The organism is Bradyrhizobium sp. 40 (assembly GCF_023100925.1).
Classification (GTDB): Bacteria; Pseudomonadota; Alphaproteobacteria; order Rhizobiales; family Xanthobacteraceae; genus Bradyrhizobium.
Genome location: NZ_CP064688.1, coordinates 5,576,974 through 5,600,411, shown reverse-complemented (window position 1 = coordinate 5,600,411; position 23,438 = coordinate 5,576,974). Strand labels below are relative to the sequence as shown.

23 protein-coding genes and 1 pseudogene are annotated in these 23,438 nt (G+C 64.2%); 13 read left to right on the top strand and 11 right to left on the bottom strand.

From position 1 onward, the window contains the following. The first annotated feature begins 94 nt into the window (after positions 1 to 94). Together IVB40_RS26915 and IVB40_RS26910 are read left to right on the top strand one after the other, a co-directional pair. Positions 95 to 1,659, top strand: a pseudogene (locus tag IVB40_RS26915) (alkaline phosphatase D family protein). A 147-nt stretch (positions 1,660 to 1,806) separates the two neighbouring features. Next, complete coding sequence (locus tag IVB40_RS26910; RefSeq protein WP_247356917.1) at positions 1,807 to 2,625, top strand: aldo/keto reductase; 819 nt, start codon at positions 1,807 to 1,809, stop codon at positions 2,623 to 2,625. A 69-nt stretch (positions 2,626 to 2,694) separates the two neighbouring features. Here the strand turns inward: IVB40_RS26910 and IVB40_RS26905 are convergent, their stop codons facing one another. After that, a complete protein-coding gene (locus IVB40_RS26905) occupies positions 2,695 to 2,922 on the bottom strand; it encodes a hypothetical protein (RefSeq protein WP_027516531.1) in 228 nt (75 codons plus the stop codon). 96 nt (positions 2,923 to 3,018) lie between these two features. Further along, positions 3,019 to 3,471, bottom strand: a complete 453-nt coding sequence (locus tag IVB40_RS26900) for a hypothetical protein (protein ID WP_247356916.1) — start codon at positions 3,469 to 3,471, stop codon at positions 3,019 to 3,021. Positions 3,472 to 3,629: 158 nt separating this feature from the next. Between IVB40_RS26900 and IVB40_RS26895 the strand changes: the two genes are divergently transcribed. Then, entirely contained in the window at positions 3,630 to 3,902 is a 273-nt protein-coding gene (locus tag IVB40_RS26895; RefSeq protein ID WP_018456224.1) for a helix-turn-helix domain-containing protein, read from the top strand. A 4-nt stretch (positions 3,903 to 3,906) separates the two neighbouring features. On the opposite strand, the gene IVB40_RS26890 is transcribed toward IVB40_RS26895, so the two are convergent. After that, entirely contained in the window at positions 3,907 to 5,139 is a 1,233-nt protein-coding gene (locus IVB40_RS26890) for a PLP-dependent aminotransferase family protein (protein ID WP_247816809.1), read from the bottom strand. A gap of 65 nt (positions 5,140 to 5,204) precedes the next feature. Beyond that, complete coding sequence (locus IVB40_RS26885) at positions 5,205 to 5,732, bottom strand: DUF3124 domain-containing protein (protein WP_247356912.1); 528 nt, start codon at positions 5,730 to 5,732, stop codon at positions 5,205 to 5,207. A 67-nt stretch (positions 5,733 to 5,799) separates the two neighbouring features. Here IVB40_RS26885 and IVB40_RS26880 point away from each other — a divergent pair, with 67 nt between their 5' ends. From IVB40_RS26880 to IVB40_RS26865, 4 genes are all read left to right on the top strand, one after another. Further along, on the top strand, positions 5,800 to 7,527 hold the full coding sequence (locus tag IVB40_RS26880) for a cation:proton antiporter (RefSeq protein WP_247816808.1): 1,728 nt from the start codon (positions 5,800 to 5,802) through the stop codon (positions 7,525 to 7,527). Between the two features lie 174 nt (positions 7,528 to 7,701). Continuing rightward, complete coding sequence (gene ribB, locus IVB40_RS26875; RefSeq protein ID WP_027568700.1) at positions 7,702 to 8,778, top strand: 3,4-dihydroxy-2-butanone-4-phosphate synthase; 1,077 nt, start codon at positions 7,702 to 7,704, stop codon at positions 8,776 to 8,778. A 160-nt stretch (positions 8,779 to 8,938) separates the two neighbouring features. Further along, a complete protein-coding gene (locus tag IVB40_RS26870) occupies positions 8,939 to 10,153 on the top strand; it encodes an acyl-CoA dehydrogenase (protein WP_007594720.1) in 1,215 nt (404 codons plus the stop codon). Positions 10,154 to 10,320: 167 nt separating this feature from the next. Next, on the top strand, positions 10,321 to 11,244 hold the full coding sequence (locus tag IVB40_RS26865; protein ID WP_247356901.1) for an MBL fold metallo-hydrolase: 924 nt from the start codon (positions 10,321 to 10,323) through the stop codon (positions 11,242 to 11,244). Between the two features lie 7 nt (positions 11,245 to 11,251). On the opposite strand, the gene IVB40_RS26860 is transcribed toward IVB40_RS26865, so the two are convergent. After that, a complete protein-coding gene (locus IVB40_RS26860) occupies positions 11,252 to 12,106 on the bottom strand; it encodes a DUF1499 domain-containing protein (RefSeq protein ID WP_007594716.1) in 855 nt (284 codons plus the stop codon). Between the two features lie 172 nt (positions 12,107 to 12,278). Then, complete coding sequence (locus tag IVB40_RS26855; RefSeq protein WP_247816807.1) at positions 12,279 to 13,907, bottom strand: fatty-acid--CoA ligase; 1,629 nt, start codon at positions 13,905 to 13,907, stop codon at positions 12,279 to 12,281. A 65-nt stretch (positions 13,908 to 13,972) separates the two neighbouring features. Here IVB40_RS26855 and IVB40_RS26850 point away from each other — a divergent pair, with 65 nt between their 5' ends. Beyond that, positions 13,973 to 15,094: an extensin family protein gene (locus tag IVB40_RS26850; RefSeq protein WP_247816806.1), complete on the top strand. Its 1,122-nt coding sequence runs from the start codon at positions 13,973 to 13,975 to the stop codon at positions 15,092 to 15,094. Positions 15,095 to 15,131: 37 nt separating this feature from the next. On the opposite strand, the gene IVB40_RS26845 is transcribed toward IVB40_RS26850, so the two are convergent. Continuing rightward, on the bottom strand, positions 15,132 to 15,818 hold the full coding sequence (locus IVB40_RS26845) for a L,D-transpeptidase (RefSeq protein WP_027568704.1): 687 nt from the start codon (positions 15,816 to 15,818) through the stop codon (positions 15,132 to 15,134). 336 nt (positions 15,819 to 16,154) lie between these two features. On the opposite strand from IVB40_RS26845, the gene IVB40_RS26840 reads away from it, so the two are divergent. Continuing rightward, positions 16,155 to 17,132: a magnesium transporter CorA family protein gene (locus tag IVB40_RS26840; protein WP_247816805.1), complete on the top strand. Its 978-nt coding sequence runs from the start codon at positions 16,155 to 16,157 to the stop codon at positions 17,130 to 17,132. A gap of 186 nt (positions 17,133 to 17,318) precedes the next feature. After that, positions 17,319 to 17,537, top strand: a complete 219-nt coding sequence (locus IVB40_RS26835) for a hypothetical protein (RefSeq protein WP_027568706.1) — start codon at positions 17,319 to 17,321, stop codon at positions 17,535 to 17,537. A gap of 154 nt (positions 17,538 to 17,691) precedes the next feature. On the opposite strand, the gene IVB40_RS26830 is transcribed toward IVB40_RS26835, so the two are convergent. Further along, complete coding sequence (locus IVB40_RS26830) at positions 17,692 to 18,444, bottom strand: SDR family oxidoreductase (RefSeq protein WP_007607375.1); 753 nt, start codon at positions 18,442 to 18,444, stop codon at positions 17,692 to 17,694. Positions 18,445 to 18,516: 72 nt separating this feature from the next. Continuing rightward, positions 18,517 to 19,158, bottom strand: a complete 642-nt coding sequence (gene pdxH, locus IVB40_RS26825) for a pyridoxamine 5'-phosphate oxidase (RefSeq protein ID WP_247399758.1) — start codon at positions 19,156 to 19,158, stop codon at positions 18,517 to 18,519. A gap of 113 nt (positions 19,159 to 19,271) precedes the next feature. Here pdxH and IVB40_RS26820 point away from each other — a divergent pair, with 113 nt between their 5' ends. Both IVB40_RS26820 and IVB40_RS26815 read left to right on the top strand, forming a co-directional pair. After that, entirely contained in the window at positions 19,272 to 19,673 is a 402-nt protein-coding gene (locus tag IVB40_RS26820) for an RT0821/Lpp0805 family surface protein (RefSeq protein WP_027516547.1), read from the top strand. Positions 19,674 to 19,782: 109 nt separating this feature from the next. After that, the gene (locus IVB40_RS26815; RefSeq protein WP_027568708.1) at positions 19,783 to 20,748 is read left to right on the top strand and encodes a J domain-containing protein; all 966 of its coding nucleotides are present in this window, start codon (positions 19,783 to 19,785) and stop codon (positions 20,746 to 20,748) included. A gap of 329 nt (positions 20,749 to 21,077) precedes the next feature. Here IVB40_RS26815 and IVB40_RS26810 read toward each other — a convergent pair whose 3' ends face one another. Together IVB40_RS26810 and IVB40_RS26805 are read right to left on the bottom strand one after the other, a co-directional pair. Then, positions 21,078 to 21,848 carry an anti-sigma factor gene (locus tag IVB40_RS26810; RefSeq protein WP_027568709.1) on the bottom strand — a complete coding sequence of 257 codons (771 nt, stop codon included), beginning with the start codon at positions 21,846 to 21,848 and terminating at the stop codon, positions 21,078 to 21,080. 106 nt (positions 21,849 to 21,954) lie between these two features. Continuing rightward, positions 21,955 to 22,443: a sigma-70 family RNA polymerase sigma factor gene (locus IVB40_RS26805; RefSeq protein WP_007594679.1), complete on the bottom strand. Its 489-nt coding sequence runs from the start codon at positions 22,441 to 22,443 to the stop codon at positions 21,955 to 21,957. Positions 22,444 to 22,615: 172 nt separating this feature from the next. Between IVB40_RS26805 and fabI the strand changes: the two genes are divergently transcribed. After that, entirely contained in the window at positions 22,616 to 23,431 is an 816-nt protein-coding gene (fabI, locus tag IVB40_RS26800) for an enoyl-ACP reductase FabI (RefSeq protein ID WP_247439019.1), read from the top strand. The last annotated feature ends 7 nt before the right edge of the window (positions 23,432 to 23,438 follow it).

Sequence of the window (23,438 nt, the reverse complement as noted above, 5' to 3'; positions counted from 1 at the left end):
CGTCGTAAAACCGTAGGCCCGCGGTCAAGAAACCGTAAGCCGGGGGTCAAACGACGCAGGCACCTTCCGTCGCTAGTCGACGAAGGTTTCCTGAATGGTAGCGCTCCGCGCCTCGCGCGCCTGGACTCGGCGGCAATTCCTGGTCCGTTCCACCCCGAGCCTCGCCGTTGCCGCGCTCGCAACGCCGCATCTCAGCCGCGCCGCGGATCGTCCGCAGATCGCAGGCGGCATCCAGTCCGGCGACGTCTCGGATGGCTCCGCCGTGATCTGGGCGCGCGCCGACAGGCCGGCGCGGATGCGGGTGGATTATTCATCCGTGGAAAGCTTCAAGACCGTCATCGCGTCGGCTTTGCGCGATGCGTCGCCCGATGCCGACTTCACCTCGAAACTGCTGCTGGACGGTCTGCCGCCCGGGCAGGACATCTTCTATCGTGTGCGCTTCGACGACATCGCGACCGGCATCGCCGGCGAAAGCCGCATCGGCCATTTCCGCACTGCGCCGGCTGCCGGCCGGTCGATCTCGTTCCTGTGGTCCGGTGATACTGCGGGGCAGGGCTGGGGCATCGACAGATCGCGCGGCGGCTACCGCAGCTATCGCACCATGCTCGACAATCGCCCGGACTTCTTCATCCACTCCGGCGATCACATCTATGCCGACTGCACGATCCCCTCCGAGCAGAAGCTGCCGAACGGCGAGATCTGGCGCAACGTCGTGACCGAGGAGAAATCCGAGGTCGCGCACACGCTGGCGCAGTTCCGCGGCAATTACAAATACACCATCTCGACGAGCACTTCCGCGCCTTCCATGCCGAGGTGCCGATGTTCGCGCAATGGGACGACCACGAGGTCACCAACGACTGGTCGCCGACCGGCAGCTATGACGCCGCCGGCCATGAGGATGACGGCACCCCGCGCCTGGTCGCGCGCGCCCGCCGCGCGTTCTTCGACTTCATGCCGATCCACGACATCGGCGCGCGAAAGGGGCGGGTCTATCGCAGGATCGCCTATGGCCCGCTGCTCGACGTCTTCATGATCGACATGCGCAGCTATCGCGACGAGAGCTGGAACAAGGGCGAAGATCACCGCGGCTGGATCCTGGGCGCCGAACAGCTCGCCTGGCTGAAGCGTGAGCTCGCGGCGTCGCGCGCGACCTGGAAGGTGATCGCGGCCGACCTGCCGATCGGGCTGGTCAGTCTCGATGCGGTCGCGCTGGGTAGTGGGCCGCCCGACCGGCGCGAGCACGAGATCGCCGATCTTCTCGCGTCCATCAAGCGCGCCGGACTCCGCAACATCGTCTGGCTCACCGCCGACATGCATTACACCGCCGCGCACTATTACGATCCGAACAGGGCGCAATTCCAGGAGTTCGAACCGTTCTGGGAATTCGTCTCGGGACCCTTGCATGCCGGCACCTGGGGGCCGGGCGAGCTCGACGATACCTTTGGTCCCGTCGCGATGTACCAGAACGGGTGCAGCGAGGCGCAGGGGGAAAACCTCGCGCCCTGTTTCGGACTGCAGTTCTTCGGCAAGGTCGACATCGATGGCCGGACCGGCGTGATGACAGTGACGCTGAAGGACGTCGACAACCGGGACCTCTGGTCGGTCGATATCGAGCCGCAGCCGCAGGCGCGTCCAGCCGTCGTGGCGCAGCATTCCTGAGGGACGCTAACCCGATCTTGATTGGCCGCATTGCGCCTGCCGCGCTATGCTGTCCATTCCCGCCACCTCTCTTCCATCCCCAAAGAGTCTGCTCACGCAGCATTGCTGCTGGCCTCCGGCGGGCTGAACGATATCAGGAGCCTTTTCATGGATACTCTCAAGACACAGGGCATGAGCATGCCCAAGCTCGGCCTCGGGACCTTCCGCATGCAGGGCGATGCCTGCCGCGCGGCGGTCGAGAGCGCCCTATCGATCGGCTATCGCCATATCGATACCGCCGAGATGTACGGCAACGAAGAATCGATTGGCGCGGCGCTCGCCGCGGCCCGGCTGTCGCGGGGCGAGCTGCACGTCACGACGAAAGTCTGGCACGAGAACCTCAGCCCCGACGCCATTCGCCGCGCCTTCGACGCCAGCCTGAAGAAGCTGCGGCTCGACCATGTCGATCTCTATCTCGTGCACTGGCCGTCCAAGGCGGCGAACTGGGGCGCGGTGTTCGAGACCCTGATGAAGCTGAAGGAGGAGGGGCGCACGCGGGCGATCGGCGTCGCCAACTTCACCACGGCGCTGCTGAAGATCGCGGTCGAGGACATCAAGGCGCCGATCGCGTGCAATCAGATCGAATACCACGCCATGCTCGATCAATCGAAGGTGCTGGCCTATCTCAAGGCCAAATCGATCCCGCTGGTCGCCTATTGCCCGCTGGCCCAGGGGCGCGTCGCCTCCGATCCGGTGCTGGCCGAGATCGGCGCGAGGCACAATGCAACCGCCGCGCAGGTCGCGCTGAAATGGCTGCTCGACCAGGACGGTGTTGCCGCGATCCCGAAAGCCGCACGCCGAGAGAGCCAGCAGGCCAATCTCGACGCGCTGAAGATCACCCTCGATGATGCCGACCGCAACAAGATCGCCGCGCTGCCGAAGGACAGGCGCTGCGTCAATCCCGGCTTCGCGCCGGCATGGGACTGACCTCGCCGAACGTTTCGTGCACGCAAAGAAATGGCCCCGCGAGGGGCCATTTCCATATTGCGTTGCGCATTAGTCCCAATGATGGCGGTGACCACGCTTGATCACGACGACGCGGTCGCGATGGCGCCAGCCGCGATGCCAGCCGTGATCGCGATGCATGCCGTATTCGGCGCGGGCGCCATACATGCCGTGATGATGACCTCCGCGCTTGATCACCACCGTCTCCGCGCTGGCGAGCGTCGGCAGTGCAACCGCGAGCGCGCCGACAGCGGCAAGCACATAACCAAACTTCTTCATGATGTCCTCCTCCAATGGAATGCAAATCTAAACGGCGCATTCGCGGGAACGTTCCGGACGAATCGCAGGAGATTTCTGAACGCCTGTTCAGGTGGGTTAATCGCAGCGCTGTTGTGGAGGTGTTGACGCGCCGGTCGCGACGTATTTGCCGTCCCTGATCGTGTACTCGCCGCGCTCGCTGCGATTGTAGATTGCGCGCAAGCTGCCTTGCTTCGAAAGGAGCAGGCCAAACTCGCGCGTCTGCTGCAGCGATGGGAAGTACACCATCACATTGAGCATGCCGTCGGCGCTGACCGTCGCCGATACCACTTCGTTTTCGTCCTTGGTCTCGCCGAAATTGCGCCGGTACATCACCCTTCCGTCCTTGCGGATCTCGTAAATCAAGAGCGCGCCCTTGTCGCGGTCGGGCCGGACCGCGCAGTCGATCGCCCATGAGCCGAGCAGACCCCATTGCTCAACGGTCGCCGCGAGCGACTCGGCACCAGCCGCCGGCTCGAACGCAACCCACAGCACTGCTGCCGCGATCCAGCGGTTCAAACAACGCCTCATGTTCTGAAAAGCCCCACCTCCGAATGATTCCGAAGTGTAGCATCCTGCGAGCAATCGTCCACGCTGACCACCAATCGCGCGCGAATTTGATCCGCGTCAATGAGGCCGGCCGCTTCCGGGGTAGGATGGCGCTCCCGAAGGCGAAATTGGATAGACCGATGCTGAATCAAGTCAGGGATTTCGCAGGCGAGGTGCTGCCCGGGAGCTGCGCCGTGCCGCCTTATTCCGAGAGCGCGTTTCTGGCCGAGCTGGGCGACCGCTTGAAGTCCTCACGCATGCGCTGCGTCCTGTCGCGCCGGGAGCTGGCCCGCCGCTCCGGGATTTCCGAGCGCTACATCGCCCAGATCGAGGCCGGCAAGGGCAACGTCTCGATCGTGCTGCTGCTGCGGCTGGCCTCCGCGATCCACGGCAGCCAGCCTCAGATCGTCTGAAGGCTCAGGCTCGCTTCTCCACATTGGCGCTGCGGGCCGGCACGCCGAACTCCTTGCGGCAGATTTCGGCCAGCACGGCGACGCCCTCGCGAATCTGCTGATGCGAGGGGCTCGCAAAGCACAGCCTCAGTCGCGATCTGGAATGGTTCTTGTCAGTCGACCATTCCGGCCCCGGATTGATCGAGACGCCGGCGGCAAGCGCGGCCTGATACAGCTTTAGCGTATCCACCTGATCGGGCAGCTTCACCCACAGGAAGATGCCGCCCTTCGGCTCCTCGAACTCGGCTGCCGTCCCGAACTGCTCGTTGACGGCTTCCATCAGCGTGTCGAGCTTGGTGCGTAGCGCCTTGGTCAGCGCCGGCACGTGGGTCGAGAAATGCGGCTTGCAATAGGCGGCGAGCACCATCTGCTCCAGTGCGCCGGAGCCGGCGTCCGTCTTCAGCGCCAGCATCCGCGACATCACATCCCAGGGCGCGACGATGAAGCCGACGCGCAGCGCGGGCGCGATCGACTTCGAGAACGAGCCGATATGGATCACGCCGCCGTTCGGGCTCATCGCATAAATCGCCGGCGGCCGCTGTCCTGACCAGACCAGATCGGCATAGCAATCGTCCTCGAAGATGGGCACGCCGTAGTCCGCTGACAGCCGCAACAGCTCGGTGCGGCGGCCCTCCGGCATGATGCTGCCGGTCGGGTTCTGCACGGTCGGAATGGTGTAGATGTATTTCGGCCGGATGCCGCGGCCCTTGAGGTCGGCCAGCGTCGTGGCCAGCACGTCCATGCGCATGCCGTCCTTATCGAGGGGAATGCCAACAACGTTGACCCCGAGCCGTGCCAGGCGGGTCAGCGAGCCCTGATAGCTATCCTGCTCGAAGATCACGGTATCGCCGCGCGTCAGCAGCGTGGCGTTGACGAGGTCGAGCGCCTGCAGCGAGCCGGAGACGATCAGGAGGTCGTCGACCGTGCAGTTGATGCCAGCATCGCGCTTGAGTTTTGTCACCAGGAATTCGCGCAAGGGCAGATAGCCCTGGGGACCATGTGCCAGCCCGTAAGTGGCGAGCGAGCGGCCTTCGCGTTGCAGAGCCAGGTTGGCCGCCTCGATCAGATGATCGAGCGGCACCTGCTCGGAGTCGTTATTGCCGCCGACAAAACTGTATTTGGCAAGGCCCGTCCAGCGCGCAGAGGGGGCCGGCAGCCCTGCGGGAAACAGGGGCGCAAAATCGAAGCTGGACGTCATGGGAGCGTTCCTCGTTCTATTCTTGTCAGGCTGCCGGCTTTGCGCCGGTCAGTCGTGCTTCTTGCTTATTTCTTGCCGACCGTCCGGGTCGGACGGCCCTGGCTGATGAAAGCGTAATGCGCATTGGCGACGCCGCCAACCATCAAGGCCTCGACGGCAGGCTCGGCGATCTCGCTTGTTGCGGCCCAATCGACGAGGAAATTGGCTCCGGTCCCGCCGCGTACGTCGTCGGTCGGAATGAAGATCGAGACGGTGGCGAGGGGCTTCACCGCGACGGGTGCCTTCAGATAGCTCTCGACCTGCTTGCCTGCGGTGTCGAAATAGGCGATGCGTTTGACCACCAGTGCTTGCGTCTCGGAGGCGTTGTGCACGCTCAGGGTCACCGAGAAGTCGACGCGCAGCTTGCCCTGGCTCATCGCGACGCTGGAATAGGCGGGCACGTAGAACCCGCCGGAGACGGCGAGTTCTTCTTTTGGCAGTGCGGTGAGGGAATCGGCAAAGCTTTGTTCGATATTGACCTTGGATTGAGCGGCCGCGGGGACGGAGCAGGCGAGGGGACATAGCAGCATTGCGATGGCGAGCCCCATCCGCATGTGACGAATTGCTCGCTTGCCGCGCCGCACTCGATCACTAGGGTGCGGCAAAACGGACCAATCTGGCATGCACGAGCTCATTCGCGACATCACTCTCTGTATCCTGTTTGCCTGGATGCTGGGCCTGCTTGCCCACTTCTCCAGGCAACCGCTGATCCTGGCCTACCTTATCGCCGGCTTCTGCATTGGTCCATTTGGCGCCGGCTGGGTCAAGTCGCAGGAATCGATCAGCGTCATCTCCGAACTCGGCCTGATCTTCATGCTGTTCATGATCGGCCTGGAGATCGACCTGAAGAAGATCGTGCGGGCGGGAAAGGTCATCCTGTTCGCGGCGGGCGGCCAGCTCCTCGGCGGCTGCCTGCTCGGGGCGCTGTTCTTCGTCGGCATCGGCCTGTCGCTCGGTGGGGGCCAGTTCGACGCGGTTTATCTCTGCGTCGCCTGCGCGCTGTCGAGCACCGTCATCATCGTCAAGGTGCTCTACGAGAAGCGCGAGCTCGACACGCTGCCGGGCCGCATCACCCTCGGCGTGCTGGTGCTCCAGGACATCTTCGCGATCCTGTTCCTGGCGGTGCAGCCGAGCCTCGCCAATCTGGAAATCAGCGTCGTCCTGCTCTCGATCGGCCGCGTCGCCGTGCTGGTCGCCGCGGCACTGCTGGTGAGCCGCTACGTGCTGCCGCGCCTGTTTCACCAGATCGCCCGCCGCCCCGAGCTGATCCTGCTCGGCGCGCTCGCCTGGTGCTTCCTGGTCGCCGAGACCGCCGAGCGGCTGTCCCTGTCGCGCGAGATGGGCGCCCTGATCGCCGGCGTCTCGCTCTCGACCTTTCCCTACGCGCTCGACGTCACGGCCAAGGTCACGACGCTTCGCGATTTCTTCATCACGCTGTTCTTCGTCGCGCTCGGCATGACCATTCCCGTGCCCGGCCTCTCCGTGATCGGGCTTGCCCTGATGATCGCGGCGTTCACGGTGGTGAGCCGCCTCGTCACCACCTTCGCACCGCTCTATCTGATGAAGCAGGGCCTGCGCGCCAGCCTGTTGCCGGCCCTGAATCTCGCGCAGATCTCCGAGTTCTCGCTGGTGGTGATCCAGACCGGCGTGGCCGACCATCACATCGCAGCCCAGACGGCGAATGCGGCCTCCTTCGCCTTCGTGGTGCTGGCGGTGCTCTCGACCTTCGTGATGACCCGCAGCGATGAGATCACCCGCTGGGCAATCGGTCCCCTGAAGCGGATCGGCCTGCGCGATCTCGACCACGGCAATGGCCAAGGCGAGGAAGGGCACGAAGGCCATGGCGAGGCGCGCCGCATCGTCATCCTCGGCTTTTTCCGTGCGGCGAGCGCGCTGCTGGCCGAGATCGAACGGCAGGCACCGGTGCTGCTCGAGCAGATCACCGTGATCGACTTCAACCCCAATGTGTACCAGACGCTGCTTTCGCGCGGCCTGCATGTGATCTATGGCGATATCAGCAGCGCCGACACGCTGCTCCATGCCGGCGTCGGCAAGTCCGAGATGATCATCCTCAGCGTACCGGATGCGCTTCTGAAGGGGGCCAGCAACGAGAAGCTGGTCCGCCACGTCCGCACCCTCAACCCGACCGCCATGATCATTGCCACGGCCGATCTGTTGTCGGATGTGGACGAACTCTACGCGGCTGGCGCCAGCTATGTCACCGTGACCCGGCTCAGCGACGCCCACGAGTTGTTCACGGTGATCGAGGCCGCCCAAGCCGGCCTGTTGGCCGACAAGCGTGCCGAACTCGATCAGCGGCTTGGCGAGCGGCGCGAGGTGCTGCCCTGACCGCGCTAGGCCGGCTTCTCACCGGGCTTTTCCGCGCCCATATCTCTGGAATGCCCGGTGCAAGCCGCCCGTCGGGCAGGGCTGCGGTCCGGCATATGCGGTTGCGCCGGGGACACTAGCGCCCCGGCCCAAGTCCGGCTAAGCCTCCGGGCCATAACCGTCAGAGATTGGGAAATGCCGGATAACGTCCAGGAAGTCTTGCAGGCCTTTGCCCGGGGTGAGCTCGTGGTCGTCACCGACGACGATGACCGCGAGGGCGAGGGCGATCTGATCGTCGCCGCCTCGTTCTGCACCGCCGAGAAGATGGCATTCATCATCCGCCACACCTCCGGCATCGTTTGCGCGCCGATCACCACCGAAGATGCGCGCCGCCTGCGGCTCGATCCGATGGTGGCCCACAACGATTCCGCGCACACCACCGCATTCACGGTCTCGATCGACTACAAGCCCGACGGCGGCACCGGCATCTCGGCCGAGGAGCGCGCCTCGTGCTGCCGCGCGCTGTCCAATCCCAACGCTGGTGCCAACGATTTCGCCCGTCCCGGCCACATCTTCCCGCTGATCGCCAAGGACGGCGGCGTGCTGCTGCGCTCCGGTCATACCGAGGCCGCGGTCGATCTGTGCAAGCTCTCCGGCCTGCCGCCAGTCGGCGTCATCAGCGAGTTGATGAATGACGACGGCAGCGTAATGAAGGGCGAGCAGGTCGCCCGCTTCGCCGCCCAGCACAAGCTCAAGCACGTCACCATCGCCGACATGATCGCCTACCGCCAGGTGCGCGAGAAGCTGATCGAGCGGGTCTCGACCTTCGTCACCGAAAGCCCGATCGGGCCGCTTCAGGGCTATGCCTACCGCTCGCCGTTCGATTCCATCGCCCACGTCGCCTTCGTCTATAACGGCGTCGGCGACGGCAAGAACGTCCTGACACGCTTCCACAAGCCGAACATCGTCAAGGACATCTTCACCGGCCACAAGCGCATGGCGGCGGTGCTCGAGCACTTCAAGACATCGGGCCGTGGCGTTCTGGTCTATCTGCGCGACGGTGCCGCCGGTGTCCCCGTGGCGCCGCTGCCCGATGAGAGCGCGACCGAGGCTGACCGCAACCGGCAGTGGCGTGAAGTCGGCGTCGGTGCACAAATCCTGCGCGATCTCGGCGTCACCTCGATCCGGCATCTCACCTCCTCCGTGCACGACTACAAGGGTCTTTCGGGCTTCGGCATCGAGATCGTCGCCAACGAGCTGCTCGAAAGCTAGCGCTGTCATCCCGGGGTGCGCGAAGCGCATCCCCCGAGGCGCGCCTCGCAGGTCCCCGGGATTCACGCAGACCCGATCATCTGCAACGCAATTGCACTTGTTGCCGCGGCGCTTTACGTTGTCGGGCAAATTTTGACGGAACCAGACGAAAGGACGTTTCATGACCGCGCGCCCTCAGGCCAAGGACAAGCCGGCTTCGGCTTCTTTCCAGTGGGACGATCCGTTCCTGCTCGACGAGCAGCTCACCGAAGACGAGCGCATGGTGCGCGACACCGCGCGCGCCTACGCCCAGGACAAGCTGCTGCCGCGCGTCGCCAAGGCCTATCTCGAAGAGAAGACGGATCGCGAGATCTTCAATGAGATGGGCGAACTCGGCCTGATCGGCATCACGTTGCCGGAGGAATATGGCTGCGCCAATGCAGGCTATGTCGCCTATGGTCTGGTCGCGCGCGAAATCGAACGGGTCGATTCCGGCTACCGCTCGATGAACTCGGTACAGTCGTCGCTGGTGATGTATCCGATCTACGCCTATGGCGACGAGAACCAGCGCAAGAAGTACCTGCCGAAGCTCGCCAGCGGTGAGTGGGTCGGCTGCTTCGGGCTGACTGAGCCTGACGCCGGCTCCGATCCGGCCGGCATGAAAACCCGCGCCGAGAAGGTCTCGGACGGCTATCGCCTGACCGGCAGCAAGATGTGGATCTCGAACGCGCCGATCGCCGACGTGTTCGTGGTCTGGGCCAAGTCGGCCGCGCACGACAACCAGATCCGCGGCTTCGTGCTGGAGAAGGGCATGAAGGGCCTGTCGGCACCGAAGATCGGCGGCAAGCTGTCGCTTCGCGCCTCCATCACCGGCGAGGTCGTGATGGACGGCGTCGTGGTTCCGGAAGACGCGCTGCTGCCCAACGTCTCCGGCCTGAAGGGCCCGTTCGGCTGCCTCAACCGCGCCCGCTACGGTATTTCCTGGGGCGTGCTCGGCGCGGCCGAGGACTGCATGCACCGCGCCCGCCAGTACACGCTCGACCGCAAGCAGTTCGGCAAGCCGCTCGCTGCGACCCAGCTCGTGCAGAAGAAGCTCGCGGACATGCAGACCGAGATCGCGCTGGGCCTTCAGGGCTCGCTCCGCGTCGGCCGCCTGATGGACGAGGGCAAGTTCGCGCCCGAGATGATCTCGATCATGAAGCGCAATAACTGCGGCAAGGCGCTCGACATCGCCCGCGTCGCGCGCGACATGCACGGCGGCAACGGCATCTCGATCGAGTATCACGTGATGCGCCACGTCCATAACCTTGAGACCGTCAACACATACGAGGGCACCCACGACGTCCACGCCCTGATCTTGGGCCGCGCGATCACGGGCATTCAGGCATTTTTCTAGGCACGTATTCCGTGGCCGTCGTTTTGCTCAGCTGTCATCGTCCGCGAAAGCGGACGATCCAGTATCCCAGAGACCTCGCCTTCGCCACCGGCGCCACGGCGTACTGGATACCCCGCCTTCGCGGGGTATGACGGCGAGGGTTGGGGCTGTAGTGCACAGGAAGTCCCATGTCCGACAACGACGACGTCCCGTTCAATCGCGACTTTCCGCTGAAGCCCGGCATCGTCGAGGAAGTCCGCCCCGGTGTGCGACGCGTGCTCTGTAACAATCCGAGCCCGTTCACTTTCACCGGCACGGTCAGCTACATCGTGGGCCGAGGCAATGTCGCGATCATCGATCCCGGTCCGGATGACGAGGCGCATGCGGCGGCGCTGCTCGATGCTGTCAGCGGCGAGACGGTGAGCCATATCTTCGTCACCCACACCCACCGCGACCATTCGCCGAACACCGCGCGGATCAAGCGGGCGACCGGCGCGGCTGTTTACGCCGAAGGCCCGCACCGCGCCTCGCGCCCGCGTTTCGAGAGCGAGAAGCACAACCCGGAATCCGGCGCCGATCGCGACTTCGCGCCCGATATCAGGATCGCCCATGGCGACGTGGTCGAAGGCGACGGCTGGCGGCTCGAGGCCGTGGCGACACCTGGCCATACCGCCAATCACCTTGCGTTTGCCTGGCCCGAGCGGAAATTCAACTTCGTCGGCGATCACGTGATGGGTTGGTCGACCTCGATCGTGGCGCCGCCCGACGGCTCGATGATCGACTACATGGAATCGCTGGATCGTCTCGCCGCGCGCGAGGAGGATGTGTATTTCTCCGGCCACGGCCCCGAAATTCCGGACGGTCCGCGCTTCGTGCGCTTCCTGATCCGCCACCGCAAGGCGCGCGAGGCCTCCATCCTGCACCGCCTTGCCAAGGGCGAGACCGACATCCCGACCATGGTCCGGGCGATCTATATCGGCATCGACCCGAGGCTCACCACCGCGGCGGGCTACTCCGTGCTGGCGCATCTGGAGGACCTGGTCGCCCGCGGCGTGGTGGCGACGGATGGCGATCCCGTGATCGGCGGGACCTATCGGATGGCGAACGCCTAGCGTTCCGTCATTTCTTCACAGTTTTCGCCGGCGCCTTCGGCGGAGCCACCGGTGTCTTCTTCACCGGCTTGAGTGCGTCTGCATCGGCGGCGGTGTTGAGATCGTCGATGAATTTCTTCACCCGCGCGGCGTTGCTGCCGAGGTCGCTCTCGAAATAGCGCGAGGCGGAGCGGATATCGACGCGGGAATCCTCGCCGTCGGGCACGACGCGGATCGCGATGTCCTCGCGGAATCCCATGATCGGCGAGCGCGCCACCGCCTCGATGCGGCCGATGCGGCGCGGCGGCTGCGGCGCGCGCTCGTCGATGACCAGCCATTTGCGCTTGTTGACGAGCTGAAGCGCGATCGCATAGGCGCGGTCGACCGAAATCTCGAGCTCGATCGGCTCGATATCGGGATAGAACTGACGCTGCTGTTCGGCCGAATAGAGGCCGGCATACACAGCGGTATTGGCACCATCGCCGGTGCGCAGGCGGGCCAGCGCGTCGAAGCGCGGCGGGTCGATCGGGTCGGTGGTGATGTCGTGGATCGCCGGCAGCTTGCGGTATTGCAGGCCGAGATAGGCGGGATAGGCGAGGATCGCGCCGTCGATCAGGAAGGCAAGCAGGATGCGCGCCATGCCGCGCGAGCCGTTCTGCCAGATCGCGGCAAAGCCGGCGAGCCCGAACAGGATCGAGAGCGCCGCAATCCCGAGCCCGCCGAAGAAGGTCGCGAGTGCCGGCTTCATCTCCAGGAAGCCGAACCGGACGATGATGATCGAGACCACCACCGCCACCACCGCGAACACGGCCAGATTGCGCGCCCAGCTCGCGAGACTGGACACGGGCTCCGACTGATAGGGAGCGGAAAACCTGCGGGCCATCGGGTGAGCTCTGCCGGGGTCTTGAGGGCGATGCCGGCCGATCGGGCACGACGATGGGCCGTTGAGACCACGGCCCCGAGGCAAATTCAAGGGTTCCCGGGATGTTACGGCCTGTCATTCCGGGTTCGATGACGTTGGCATCGCCCGGAATGACGGTGTTTGGTTTGGCCGCCTACGCCGCCGCGTTCGGGAAGCGGTATTCTTTGAACTGGTCGCGCAGCGCGGTCTTCAGGATCTTGCCCGTCGCCGTGTGGGGGATGCCGTCGACGAAGGCAACGTCGTCAGGCATCCACCATTTGGCGATCTTGCCGTCCATGAACTTCAGGATGTCCTCGCGGCTGGCCTGCTGGCCCTGCTTGAGCTGCACGATCAGCAGCGGACGCTCGTCCCATTTGGGATGGAACACACCGATCACGGCGGCTTCCGCCACGGCGGGATGGCCGACGGCGAGGTTTTCCAGCTCGATCGAGGAGATCCACTCGCCGCCGGATTTGATCACGTCCTTGGAGCGGTCGGTGATCCGCATGTAGCCGGCTTCGTCGATGGTCGCGACGTCTCCGGTATCGAAGAAGCCGTCCTCGTCGAGAATATCAGTGTCGACCCGGTAATAGGCCTTGGCGATGGCCGGGCCGGCGACCTTGAGGCGGCCGAAGGTCGTGCCGTCCCACGGCAATTCCTTGCCGGCATCGTCGGTGATCTTCATCTCGACGGCGAACGGCGCGTAGCCCTGCATCTGGAGCACGTCGAGCCGGGCCTCGCCGGTCGCGTTCTGGAACGGCGGCTTCAGCGCCGCGACGCTGCCGATCGGGCTCATCTCGGTCATGCCCCAGGCGTGGCGGACGTTCGAGCCCATGTCGAGGAAGGCCTTGATCATCGAGCGCGGCATCGCCGAGCCGCCGCAGATCACCATCTTCAGGTCCGGCAGCTTCAGATTGTTGGCGTTCATATGCTGGAGCAGCATCAGCCACACCGTGGGCACGCCGGCGGTATGCGTCACCCTCTCGGTCGAGAGCAGCTCATAGACCGAGGCGCCGTCGAGCTTGGCGCCGGGCATGACGAGCTTGGTACCCTGCGAGGGCGCGGAGAAGGCGATGCCCCAGCTGTTGGCGTGGAAGAGCGGCACCACGGGAAGCATGGTCTCGGAGGCGCTGGTACCGAGCGCGTCGACATTGTTGGCCATCAGCGCGTGCAGCACGTTGGAACGATGCGAATACAGCACGCCCTTGGGGTCGCCGGTGGTGCCTGATGTGTAGCACATCGCGGCCGCCGTGTTCTCGTCAAAGTCCTTCCATTTAAACTTGCCGTCGGCCTCCGCAATCCAGTCCTCGTAGGCGACCACGTTCTTCAGCGTCGTCTGCGGCATGTGCGCCTTGTCGGTGAGCACGACGTAGCGTTCCACGCTTGTCAGCTTGTCGGCGATCTTCTCCAGGACCGGAATGAACGTGATGTCGGTCATCACGATGCGGTCCTGCGCATGGTTGATGATCCAGGCAATCTGCTCGGGGAACAGGCGGGGATTGACGGTATGGCAGATGGCGCCGATCCCCATGATGCCGTACCAGACCTCGAGATGGCGCCAAGTGTTCCAGGCGATCGTTGCGACACGGTCACCGAGCTTGATGCCGTCGCGCTCCAGCATCTGCGAGACCTTGAGCGCCCGCTTGTGGATATCGGCATAGGTGGTGCGATGGATCGGTCCCTCGACCGATCGCGTCACGACCTCCTGCTTGCCATGAATCTTGGCGGCGTGTTCGATGATCCGGTGGCAGAGCAGGGGCCAGTCTTGCATCAAACCAAGCATTCCGTCGTTCCTCCGAGAAGCCGCTGGGCGGATTGTCGCTCTCAGCGTTGGGCCAAAGAATTGTCATGAGTCTTAGCCTGCCCGCCTTTCGCCGCAAATGGTCTTGTCGCGGCTATATGTCCGTCGGCGCGGCAATGGTTACCGTCGTGCTCGGGTTCGCGGATGGGGCGGAGGCGCGCAAATATGGGTCCCCGCTGGACATCTTTGGTATTGCTGCACCACGGCCGCGCGCGACGGTTCATTCCGCCAATGTCTCTGGCAAGATCCCGCTCCCGAGGCCTCGCCCCGAGGAGGCCCCCAAGGCCTCAGCCAAGGCATCGGACGAGTCTCCTTCGGAGACCGACGACAAGCCTTCCGCGGACAAACCTGGCGCCCCGAAGCCCGCCGAGGCGGCGCCGCCGCCCGAGAAGCAGGCCTCCGCCTGTCGCCTCGCGCTGACCGAGGAGATCGCGATCGCGCCCTCGATTCCGGATATCCGCGGGCCGGGCGCCTGCGGCGGTGAGGATCTGGTGCGGCTCGAAGCCATCGTGCTGCCGGACAAGCGCAAGGTGGCGGTCAAGCCGGCGGCGATCCTCCGCTGCACCATGGCGTCCGCAATCGCCAATTGGGTGCGCAAGGACGTGGTGCCGCTGGCCGCGAGCCTCGGCTCGACCATCAGCGATCTCGACAATTTCGACAGCTTCGAGTGCCGCGGCCGCAACCGCGTTGTCGGCGCCATGCTGTCCGAGCACGGCAAGGCCAATGCGATCGATGTCCGCGCCATCAAGCTCGCCAACGGGCAGTCGATCGGCCTGACCGACCGCACCATGCCGCGCGAGGTGCGCGAGCGCGTGCTGCATTCGGTCTGCTCGCGCTTTTCGACCGTGCTCGGCCCCGGCTCGGATTGGTACCACGAGGACCATATCCATCTCGACCTCGCGCAGCGGCGCAACGACTATCGGATCTGTCAGTGGAACGTCTGGGATCCCCTGCCGCAGGTTGCCCCGTTCCTGCCGGCGGAACGGCCCGAGGAGGCGCCGCCGCGTGAGCTCGCGGCCAAACCCGAAGCGAAGCCCGAGGCCAAACCCGAAGCCAAGCAGGGAGTTAATGACGAGGCGGCGAAGAAATCTCCTGCGCCCGCGGACAAGCCTGCGGCCGATGGCAATAAAACCCAGCCGCACAAACCGGCAACAAAAAAGCGCCGGTGAAACCGGCGCTTTTGAATGTCTGAGATCAGGTACCTGATCAGTAGCTGCCAGCCTGGCCGGTTTGGCTGCCGCCGAGTGCGAGACGCGAATTGTAGGGCGAGTCGCCGTGCTTGGGCTCGAGCACCACAACGAGGGTGCCGACCTTGACGCGATCATAGAGGTCGATCGCGTCCTCGTTGGTCAGGCGGATGCAGCCCGACGAGATCGAGGCGCCGATATATTCCGGCTGGTTGGTGCCGTGAATGCGGAACAATGTGTCCTTGCCGCCGGAGTAGAGATACATCGCGCGGGAGCCCATCGGATTGTCCGGACCGGGGGCGACGAAGGTGGGCACGCCCAGGCGCGAAATTTCGCCGGGGGTGGGGTGCCAGGCCGGCCACTCGGTCTTGCTGCCTACCTTGGCGATGCCCGACCAGGCCATGGCTTCTTCACCGACGGTGATGCCGTAGCGGATCGCCTTGCCGCCATCCATGACGTAGTAGAGGTAATGGTTGTCGGAATCGACCACGATCGAGCCCGGCGATTCCTTGCGGTGGTAATCGACGATAGCGCGGCGGAACGGCTCTGCGACCGCAGTTTTCTCATACCTGACCTTGGCGAGGAGTTCCTTGTCTTTCGGCTTGAACGCCTTGGTGTCGGTCGCCTCGTAATGTGTGGCCTGCATGCAGCCCGACAGCATCAGGCCAGCGGCCAAAATACCAAGCGTAACTTTCAGCGACGACATGATTTGGTTCCAATCAACAACAACAAGCTTTCGCAGGGCTTGAGCAAGCCCAATTCCACGATTCCGTTGGCTCCATTATCGTTGAAATCTGCCACAATTCCAGCCTTTCGAAGCTTCTCCCGCGCTGCAAGACCTTACCTGTGGCTTTTCTGCCGCAAGTTTTGCGGGCCAGAGTCGGTTTCTAGGCAAAACGGGCACATGTGTCGATTCCGTGCCACAGTTGGGCCACGGCGTCGCCACAAATGCAAACGCTCCGTTAATGTGCTTGTCATCATCAACTTGTCAGAATCGCGCTAAGGGCTGTCAGTCTGTCGTAGGCCGCTGCTGGAGTTGTGCATGTTTTCTGTGTTCGTTTCCTCCGACTCCTCCCTCAAGAAGGCCATCGTCGAGGATCTCGCGGCAGTCCCGGAGCATGCGGTCTGGATCGACCTCGTCAACCCGACCGCGGCCGAGGACAAAGCCGTCGAGAGGCTCTCGGGGATTGCGATCCCGACCCGGGAAGACATGCAGGAGATCGAGATCTCCAGCCGTCTCTATATGGAGAACGGCGCGCGCTACATGACCGCGACGCTGATGTGCCACTCCGATACCGATATGCCCCGGACCACGGCGGTGACCTTCATTCTCGGCGACCACCGCCTGGTAACGGTGCGCTATGACCAGCCCAAGCCCTTTGCGCTGGTCGAGGCCAAGCTGGCGCGTTCCTGCACGCCGGCCATCACCGGCGAAATGGTGCTGATGGAGCTGCTCGATGCCGTGATCGACCGCTGCGCCGACATCCTGGAGCGCTGCGGCGCCGAGATCGATCAGGTCTCGCATGACATCTTTGAGCCGGAGAGCGAGCGCCACGGTCACGCCAAGCAATATTCGCAAATCCTGATCTCGATCGGCCGCAAGGGCGATCTGACCTCCAAGGTTCGCGAGAGCCTGGTCTCGATCGGCCGCGTCGTCGCCTTTCTCTCGGCGGTGGTGGAGGGCGTGAAATGGTCGAAGGACATGCGTGAGCAGCTCAAGACCATGCAGCGCGACGTCGTCTCGCTGACCGACCACGCCTCCTACCTCTCCAGCAAGATCACCTTCGTGCTCGACGCCATGCTCGGCGTCGTCAATCTCGAGCAGAACAACATCATCAAGCTGTTTTCGGTCATGGCGGTCGTCCTGATGCCGCCGACGCTGATCGCCTCGATCTACGGCATGAACTTCAAGTCGATGCCGGAACTCGAATGGGCGCACGGCTATCCGTTCGCGCTGGTCTTGATGCTGATCGCGGCGATCGTTCCCTACTGGATCTTCAAGTGGAAGAAGTGGCTGTAATAGCTACCGAGACCTTACGCCGGACGCAGAGACACGGTGTCTGGTGTCGCAGAATAGAGCGGGATTGCGGCCGCACGGCGATGTATGCTCGCCGCCCCAATTCCTCCGGTAAAATTTGAGCGGTGGGCTGAACGTTTGCGCGAAACTTGTCTGCGATAAGCAGAGTGTTAGCCGCGAGGAACAGCCATGGTTGAAAAACAAATAACGTCGCCCCGCAACGTCATCAATCTGGCGAACTATCGTCAGGTCCTGGCGAGCGGCAAGGCGTCGTCGATGTCGGCGCGCATGTGCCGGCACTGTGGTGCTCCGCTGCTCGACGGCGAGAACGACGACGATTGCTCGACTGCAATCAGCACGGCCGCTCCGCAGCCACGCGAGAGGTCACGTCGGATTCGACTCGATTGAGGAACGGAAGCTAAGGGCGATCCAGGTCTTGCGGCGGCGTTGTCTGGATCGCCTTGCTTCCCCGGCGTTGTTTCCAACATCATCATTGCGAGGAGCTCGCGACAAAGTTGCGAAGCAATTTTGCGCTGAAGCGACGAAGTAATGACGAGGTAGCCTACACGTGCTGGCCGCCGTTGATGTGGATCTCGGCGCCGTTGACGTAAGAACTGGTGTCCGTGCACAGCACGTAGATGATTTTGGCGACCTCGTCCGGTGTGCCGAGGCGGTGCATCGGGATCTGCTGGTCGACGATCTTCTCGGTGCCCGGCGACAGGATCGAGGTGTCGATCTCGCCGGGTGCGATCGCGTTGACGCGCACGCCGACGCGGCCGAAATCGGAGGCCATCTCGCGCGTCAGGGATGCGAGCGCGGCCTTCGAGGTGGCGTAGGCCGCGCCCGCGAAGGGATGCACGCGCGAGCCCGCGATCGAGGTGACGTTCACGACAGAGCCCTTGGCCGTCTTCAGTTCCTCGATCAGCCCGCGCGCCATCATGATCGGCGCGAAGAAGTTGACGTTGAACACGTGCGTCCAGGTGTCGAGGTCGGTGTCGATCGAGCCGAGCCTGGAGCCGCCGGCGCCCTTCGGTGAGATCGCGGCGTTGTTGACCAGCGCATGCAGCATTCCGCCTTCGAGACGGTCGCGGATGTCGGAGATCGCGCGGGTGGTATCGGCGGGCGTGGCGAGGTCGACCTGGATATGGTCCTCTGGGCCTGCGTCCCACGGACAATCCTCCGGGAACGGATGTCGCGAGCAGGTGATCACGCGCCAGCCGGCCGAGGAGAAACGGATCACGGTGGCATGGCCGATGCCGCGGCTAGCCCCGGTCAGGAGCAGCGTGCGGCGCGGCGCATTGGAAGGCTGCGGCATGAAGGTCTTTCAGGTTGGAGCATGATCCGGACCCGGAGGGGCTTTCCGAAAGGATCATGCTCGAACAAAATACTAAGGATACATCCGCGTCTTGGACCATTTCTGGCCGGCCGCGTCACGGCGAAATTCGATGCGGTCGTGCAGGCGGAATGGGCGGTCGTGCCAGAACTCGATACGAGACGGCGTGATACGCCAGCCGCTCCAGCCCGGCGGACGCGGCACCTCGCCGATGATGTGCTTGGCGGCGACCTTGGCGATCGCCTGCTCGAAGGCGAAGCGGCTCTCGAGCTCCTGCGACTGCTTGCTCGCCCAGGCGCCGATCTGCGCCTGCTTCGGGCGGGTGGCGAAATAGGCGTCGGCCTCGGCCTCGGTCACCGGCGTCACGTTGCCGCGGATGCGGACCTGACGGCGCAGCGACTTCCAGTGAAAAAGTAACGCCGCCTTAGGATTTGCGGCGAGTTCGCGGCCCTTCTGGCTGGCGATGTGGCTGTAGAAGACGAAACCATCGGTATCGAAGCCCTTCATCAGCACCATGCGCACGTCCGGCAGGCCATCGGCATCGACGGTGGCGAGCGCCATGGCGTTCGGATCGTTCGGCTCGCTCTTGATGGCTTCGTTCAGCCAGGCCTCGAACAGCGCAAAGGGCTCGTCGGCGGCGGTGAAATCACCGGATGTTAAGGGTGTCTGGTGTTTCATCGAGGTCGTGTCGGTCATGTCTGGGGTCCGAGTTGCGTCCTGCGGTCCAAAACGCGTTGTTGTCTGCTACCGCCCTATATAGGGTATGGGGACGCGTTGGCCTATCGGCGATCCGGCCGTCCGGCTTCGTCATGACGATCATTCTGATCGGGCTCGGCACCGGCGGCTGCAGCTTTTCCCGCAACGACAAAAGTGCCTACGCCAAGGCCGACGACAGCGACCTCACCGGCTCGATCGCGATGCCGGCCAAGGCGCCGACCGACACCGATCTCGCCTTCGCCCGCAACGCTGCCTCCGACGTCCTCAGCAAGAACGACAAGGATTCCAGCCAGCATTGGGAGAACCCGGAAACCGGGGCGCGCGGTTCGGTCACGCCGATCGCGCAATCCTATGCCGCTGAAGACGGCCGCAAGTGCCGCGACTTCCTGGCGAGCTACGTCAACGGCAGCACCGAAAGCTGGCTCCAGGGTGCGGGCTGCCAAAGCAGCCGTGGCAGTTGGGAGATTCATACGCTAAAGCCGTGGCGGAGCTAGGAATCGCTTCACCAAGCTAGTTGCAAAAATACCACTCGCCCCCCACATGAGGCTCAAGTGGGGCGGGGAGCCCTTTGAACAATTCGATTTCTTGAAGGAGACGTGACGGATGCGCGACCCCTATGAGGTCTTGGGGGTGCCGCGGAGCGCCAACGCTGCCGCGATCAAGAGCGCCTATCGTAAGCTTGCCAAGAAGCACCATCCCGACAGCAACAAGAACGACCCGAAGGCGGCCGAGCGCTTCGCTGAGCTCAATACGGCCAACGAGATCCTCGGCGACGAGGACAAGCGCAAGCAATTTGACCGCGGCGAGATCGACGCCGACGGCAAGCCGCGCTTCCAAGGGTTTCCGGGCGGCGGCGGTGGGCCGCGCGGGCGCGCGGGTCCCGGCGGGTTCGAGAGCTATACGTTCCGCGGCGGCGGCGCGGGCCCTGGTCCGGGCGGCGGCGCGTTCGAGGACATCCTCAACAGCATGTTCGGCGGTGGGCCGCGTCCGCGCCCCGGGGCCGGCGGCGGTGCCCAGTTCGAATTCGACACCGGCGGGATCGGGCTCGATCTCGACGTTAATGTCGCCATGACCGTCTCGCTGGAGGAGGCGGTCAAGGGCGGCGAGAAGCGCGTTCGGCTGCCGAATGGCAAGGAACTCAACGTCAAGATTCCGGCCGGCGTCACCGAGGGCCAGCAGATCCGGTTGCGGGGACAGGGCGAGAGCGCTCAGGGCCATCCGCCGGGCGATCTCCTGATCACGATCGGCATCGCCCAGCATCCGTTCTTCAAGATCGAGGGCGCCGATCTCAGGATCGACCTGCCGGTCACGCTTTACGAGGCGGTGCTTGGCGGCAAGGTCCGCGTGCCCACCCTCGGCAATGCCGTGGAACTGTCGGTCCCGCAAAACACCTCCAGCGGCCGGACCTTCCGCCTTAAGGGCAAGGGACTGCCAAAAGCTGGCGGAACCGGGGATCTCTTCGTCACCATCAGGATTATGTTACCGGACGGGAACGACGCCGAGCTTGAAGCATTGATGGAGAAGTGGCGGGACCAGCACCCCTACAATCCGCGTAGCGGGCTTGGTTAAGCGTGATCCGAAAAGTGTGAAGGGGTTCTCCTAAAGACTGAGAGCGTCGTCCATCGAGATGATGCTCATCATATGCCCGAGGCGTGGTAGCCATTCTTGGCTCACGTGCTCGACGTGTCGGCTGTCCGGCGGGGCAGCCGATAAAAAGGTGCGGCCTCGAGAGGGGGACCAGCGCGGTACCAAAAACCCCAATCGAGGCCGCCCGCGTCGATCGGCGGATCGAACGCTGCTCATTTTCGCGTGATCATCCGGTGCGATAATGAGACGCGCCGATGTCTTCATTCCAAATTTTCAATGTCGGAATCGAGGCACCGCGTTTGCGTGGTTGTCTAGGTGCCGCTTTTCTCTGCCTGGTCGTAGACCGCCTGCGCCACTTTGGTCAGCCGATCCCGGTCGCCGCCACCGCTGACGACGTAGCCGACGCCGCGCTCCGACCAGAACAGCGCCCCGTCCTTGTCCGTTCTGGCGTAGCGCATCTGCGTCGCGCCATTCTCGGTCTTGGCGGTGTAGATCGTGTACCGCTCGCCCGAGGCGCCCTCATACATCAGGAACGACGCCGGCCCGTTCGGCCCCGGCAAAAGCCGGCCACCGACGAGCTTCAGTCCACTCGCCTCCAGGTTCGGTGCAAACACGGTCCAGCCGCAGCGTCTGGTCAGCCAGGCCTGGAGGTGGTCGCGCTCGTTGCCGCCGACCTCGACCGGATGGCGGACCTCGACGACATAGAGCCGGTGGGCGTCGAGCGCGTCAGTCGTAAAACTCTGGAAGGTCGACGGCGCGTTGGCGGCGCCATGCCCCAGCCAGCCGGCGGCGCCGCCGGCGACGAAGGCCACCAGCACGGCCGCGGCTGCGCCATAGAGCCAGTGCCGCGGGCGGCGCTCCAGCCGTTCGAGCTCGAGCCGCGCCGGCACCGGCTCCTGGGCGACCGAATCGTAGCGGGCGTGCAGCATCTCGGCCATGGCGCGCCAGGACTGCACGCGCTCGCCATCCTCAGGCTGCGCGGCAAGCCAGGCCTCGACGTCGGCGCGGCGTTCGGCCGGCAGCTCGCCGTCGACATAGGCGTGCAGTTCGTCCTCGGTCACTGGGATCTTGCGGTCGTTCATATCGATCGTCTCTGGCTCTGCGGCCCAAAATGTTCTTCGTGGTTCAACTGCGCCGCTTCCCATGCCATGCAGGAGGAACGACCGGCGCGATGCATCAATCCTGCCATCATTTCACCCGCCTGAGCGCCGGGCGCTCACCCTCCAGCGAGGCTTTGACGTGGGCGCGGGCGCGTGCCAGGCGCGACATCACGGTGCCGATCGGCACCCCCTGGATGTCGGCGACCTCGCGGTAGCTCATGCCCTCCAGCATCACCAGGAGCAGCACCGAGCGTTGCTCCTCGACGAGCGTCGCCAGCGCCCTCTCGATATCGCGCCCTTCGGCTTCGGTCCCGCTGGCATCCGGATTGTTCTCCGTCAGCTGCATGAATTGCGGCCGCCGTGCCAGCGAGCGCCGCCGGTTCTTGTTGAGGTTGGTCAGGATCGTATAAAGCCAGCTCCTGACGTCGCCCCCGAGAAACAGGCGCTCCGAACGCAGCGCCCGCACCAGCGTATCCTGCACCAGATCGTCGGCCGCATCCGCCTCGCGCGTGAGCGCGCGGGCGTAGCGGCGCAATGCCGGGATCATGGCTTCAACGCTTTGGCGAAACGCACTCATTGCGGTCTTGACGTCCTGATGTTCGGCGCGAGCGCCACAACGATCATAACACCCGAGCGGAACGGCTATTCCGGCGCTTGAAACAGCGTTAACGCCGCGTATTAGGACTGTACCGCAACGGAGGGCTGGTGTACCTCCAAACCTCACCGGAGCTCGACGGGACGTTAGCAAAATGTCGCAGAATTCAGGTCTGATGCAGGGCAAGCGGGGCGTGGTCCTCGGCGTTGCCAACAACCGCTCGATCGCCTGGGGCATTGCCAAGGCATGCCACGCGGCCGGCGCCGAGCTTGCCTTCACCTACCAGGGCGATGCGCTGAAGAAGCGCGTCGAGCCGCTCGCCGCCGAGATCGGCGGGCTCGTGCTCGGCCATTGCGACGTCACCGATGCCGCGACCATCGATGCGGCCTTCGCGGTGCTGAAGGAGAAGTGGGGCAAGATCGACTTCCTGGTGCATGCGATCGCCTATGGCGAGCAACTCGACGGCCGCTACGTCGACACCACGCAGGAGAATTTTTCGAAGTCCCTGCTGATCTCCTGCTATTCGTTCACGGCCGTGGCGCAGCGCGCCGAGAAGCTGATGACCGACGGCGGCTCGCTCATCACGCTCAGCTATTACGGCGCCGAGAAGTGGATGCCGCATTACAACGTCATGGGCGTCGCGAAAGCGGCGCTCGAAGCAAGCGTGCGTTATCTCGCCGCCGATCTCGGCGAGAAGAACATCCGCGTCAACGCGATCTCGGCGGGGCCGATCAAGACCCTCGCGGCGTCCGGCATCGGCGATTTCAGATATATCCTGAAGTGGAACGAAGCCAACGCACCGCTGCGGCGCAACGTCTCCACGGAAGACGTCGGCGGCAGCGCTCTGTATTTCCTCTCCGACCTCTCGCGCGGCGTCACCGGCGAGGTGCACCACGTCGATTCCGGCTATCACGTGCTCGGCATGAAGCGCCCGGACGCGCCGGACATTTCGTTCGGCGGGAAGGACTAACTTTTCA

Bases quoted from the DNA above. Each gene is read 5' to 3' on its own strand.
- IVB40_RS26810 (WP_027568709.1), bottom strand. From the start codon at position 21,848: ATGAACGACCGCAAGATCCCAGTGACCGAGGACGAACTGCACGCCTAT.
- fabI (WP_247439019.1), top strand. From the start codon at position 22,616: ATGTCGCAGAATTCAGGTCTGATGCAGGGCAAGCGGGGCGTGGTCCTC.
- IVB40_RS26820 (WP_027516547.1), top strand. From the start codon at position 19,272: ATGACGATCATTCTGATCGGGCTCGGCACCGGCGGCTGCAGCTTTTCC.
- IVB40_RS26865 (WP_247356901.1), top strand. From the start codon at position 10,321: ATGTCCGACAACGACGACGTCCCGTTCAATCGCGACTTTCCGCTGAAG.
- ribB (WP_027568700.1), top strand. From the start codon at position 7,702: ATGCCGGATAACGTCCAGGAAGTCTTGCAGGCCTTTGCCCGGGGTGAG.
- IVB40_RS26905 (WP_027516531.1), bottom strand. From the start codon at position 2,922: ATGAAGAAGTTTGGTTATGTGCTTGCCGCTGTCGGCGCGCTCGCGGTT.
- IVB40_RS26895 (WP_018456224.1), top strand. From the start codon at position 3,630: ATGCTGAATCAAGTCAGGGATTTCGCAGGCGAGGTGCTGCCCGGGAGC.
- IVB40_RS26815 (WP_027568708.1), top strand. From the start codon at position 19,783: ATGCGCGACCCCTATGAGGTCTTGGGGGTGCCGCGGAGCGCCAACGCT.
- IVB40_RS26890 (WP_247816809.1), bottom strand. From the start codon at position 5,139: ATGACGTCCAGCTTCGATTTTGCGCCCCTGTTTCCCGCAGGGCTGCCG.
- IVB40_RS26910 (WP_247356917.1), top strand. From the start codon at position 1,807: ATGGATACTCTCAAGACACAGGGCATGAGCATGCCCAAGCTCGGCCTC.
- IVB40_RS26880 (WP_247816808.1), top strand. From the start codon at position 5,800: ATGCACGAGCTCATTCGCGACATCACTCTCTGTATCCTGTTTGCCTGG.
- IVB40_RS26805 (WP_007594679.1), bottom strand. From the start codon at position 22,443: ATGAGTGCGTTTCGCCAAAGCGTTGAAGCCATGATCCCGGCATTGCGC.
- IVB40_RS26885 (WP_247356912.1), bottom strand. From the start codon at position 5,732: ATGCGGATGGGGCTCGCCATCGCAATGCTGCTATGTCCCCTCGCCTGC.
- IVB40_RS26860 (WP_007594716.1), bottom strand. From the start codon at position 12,106: ATGGCCCGCAGGTTTTCCGCTCCCTATCAGTCGGAGCCCGTGTCCAGT.
- IVB40_RS26850 (WP_247816806.1), top strand. From the start codon at position 13,973: ATGAGTCTTAGCCTGCCCGCCTTTCGCCGCAAATGGTCTTGTCGCGGC.
- IVB40_RS26835 (WP_027568706.1), top strand. From the start codon at position 17,319: ATGGTTGAAAAACAAATAACGTCGCCCCGCAACGTCATCAATCTGGCG.
- pdxH (WP_247399758.1), bottom strand. From the start codon at position 19,158: ATGACCGACACGACCTCGATGAAACACCAGACACCCTTAACATCCGGT.
- IVB40_RS26900 (WP_247356916.1), bottom strand. From the start codon at position 3,471: ATGAGGCGTTGTTTGAACCGCTGGATCGCGGCAGCAGTGCTGTGGGTT.
- IVB40_RS26830 (WP_007607375.1), bottom strand. From the start codon at position 18,444: ATGCCGCAGCCTTCCAATGCGCCGCGCCGCACGCTGCTCCTGACCGGG.
- IVB40_RS26870 (WP_007594720.1), top strand. From the start codon at position 8,939: ATGACCGCGCGCCCTCAGGCCAAGGACAAGCCGGCTTCGGCTTCTTTC.
- IVB40_RS26840 (WP_247816805.1), top strand. From the start codon at position 16,155: ATGTTTTCTGTGTTCGTTTCCTCCGACTCCTCCCTCAAGAAGGCCATC.
- IVB40_RS26855 (WP_247816807.1), bottom strand. From the start codon at position 13,907: ATGCTTGGTTTGATGCAAGACTGGCCCCTGCTCTGCCACCGGATCATC.
- IVB40_RS26845 (WP_027568704.1), bottom strand. From the start codon at position 15,818: ATGTCGTCGCTGAAAGTTACGCTTGGTATTTTGGCCGCTGGCCTGATG.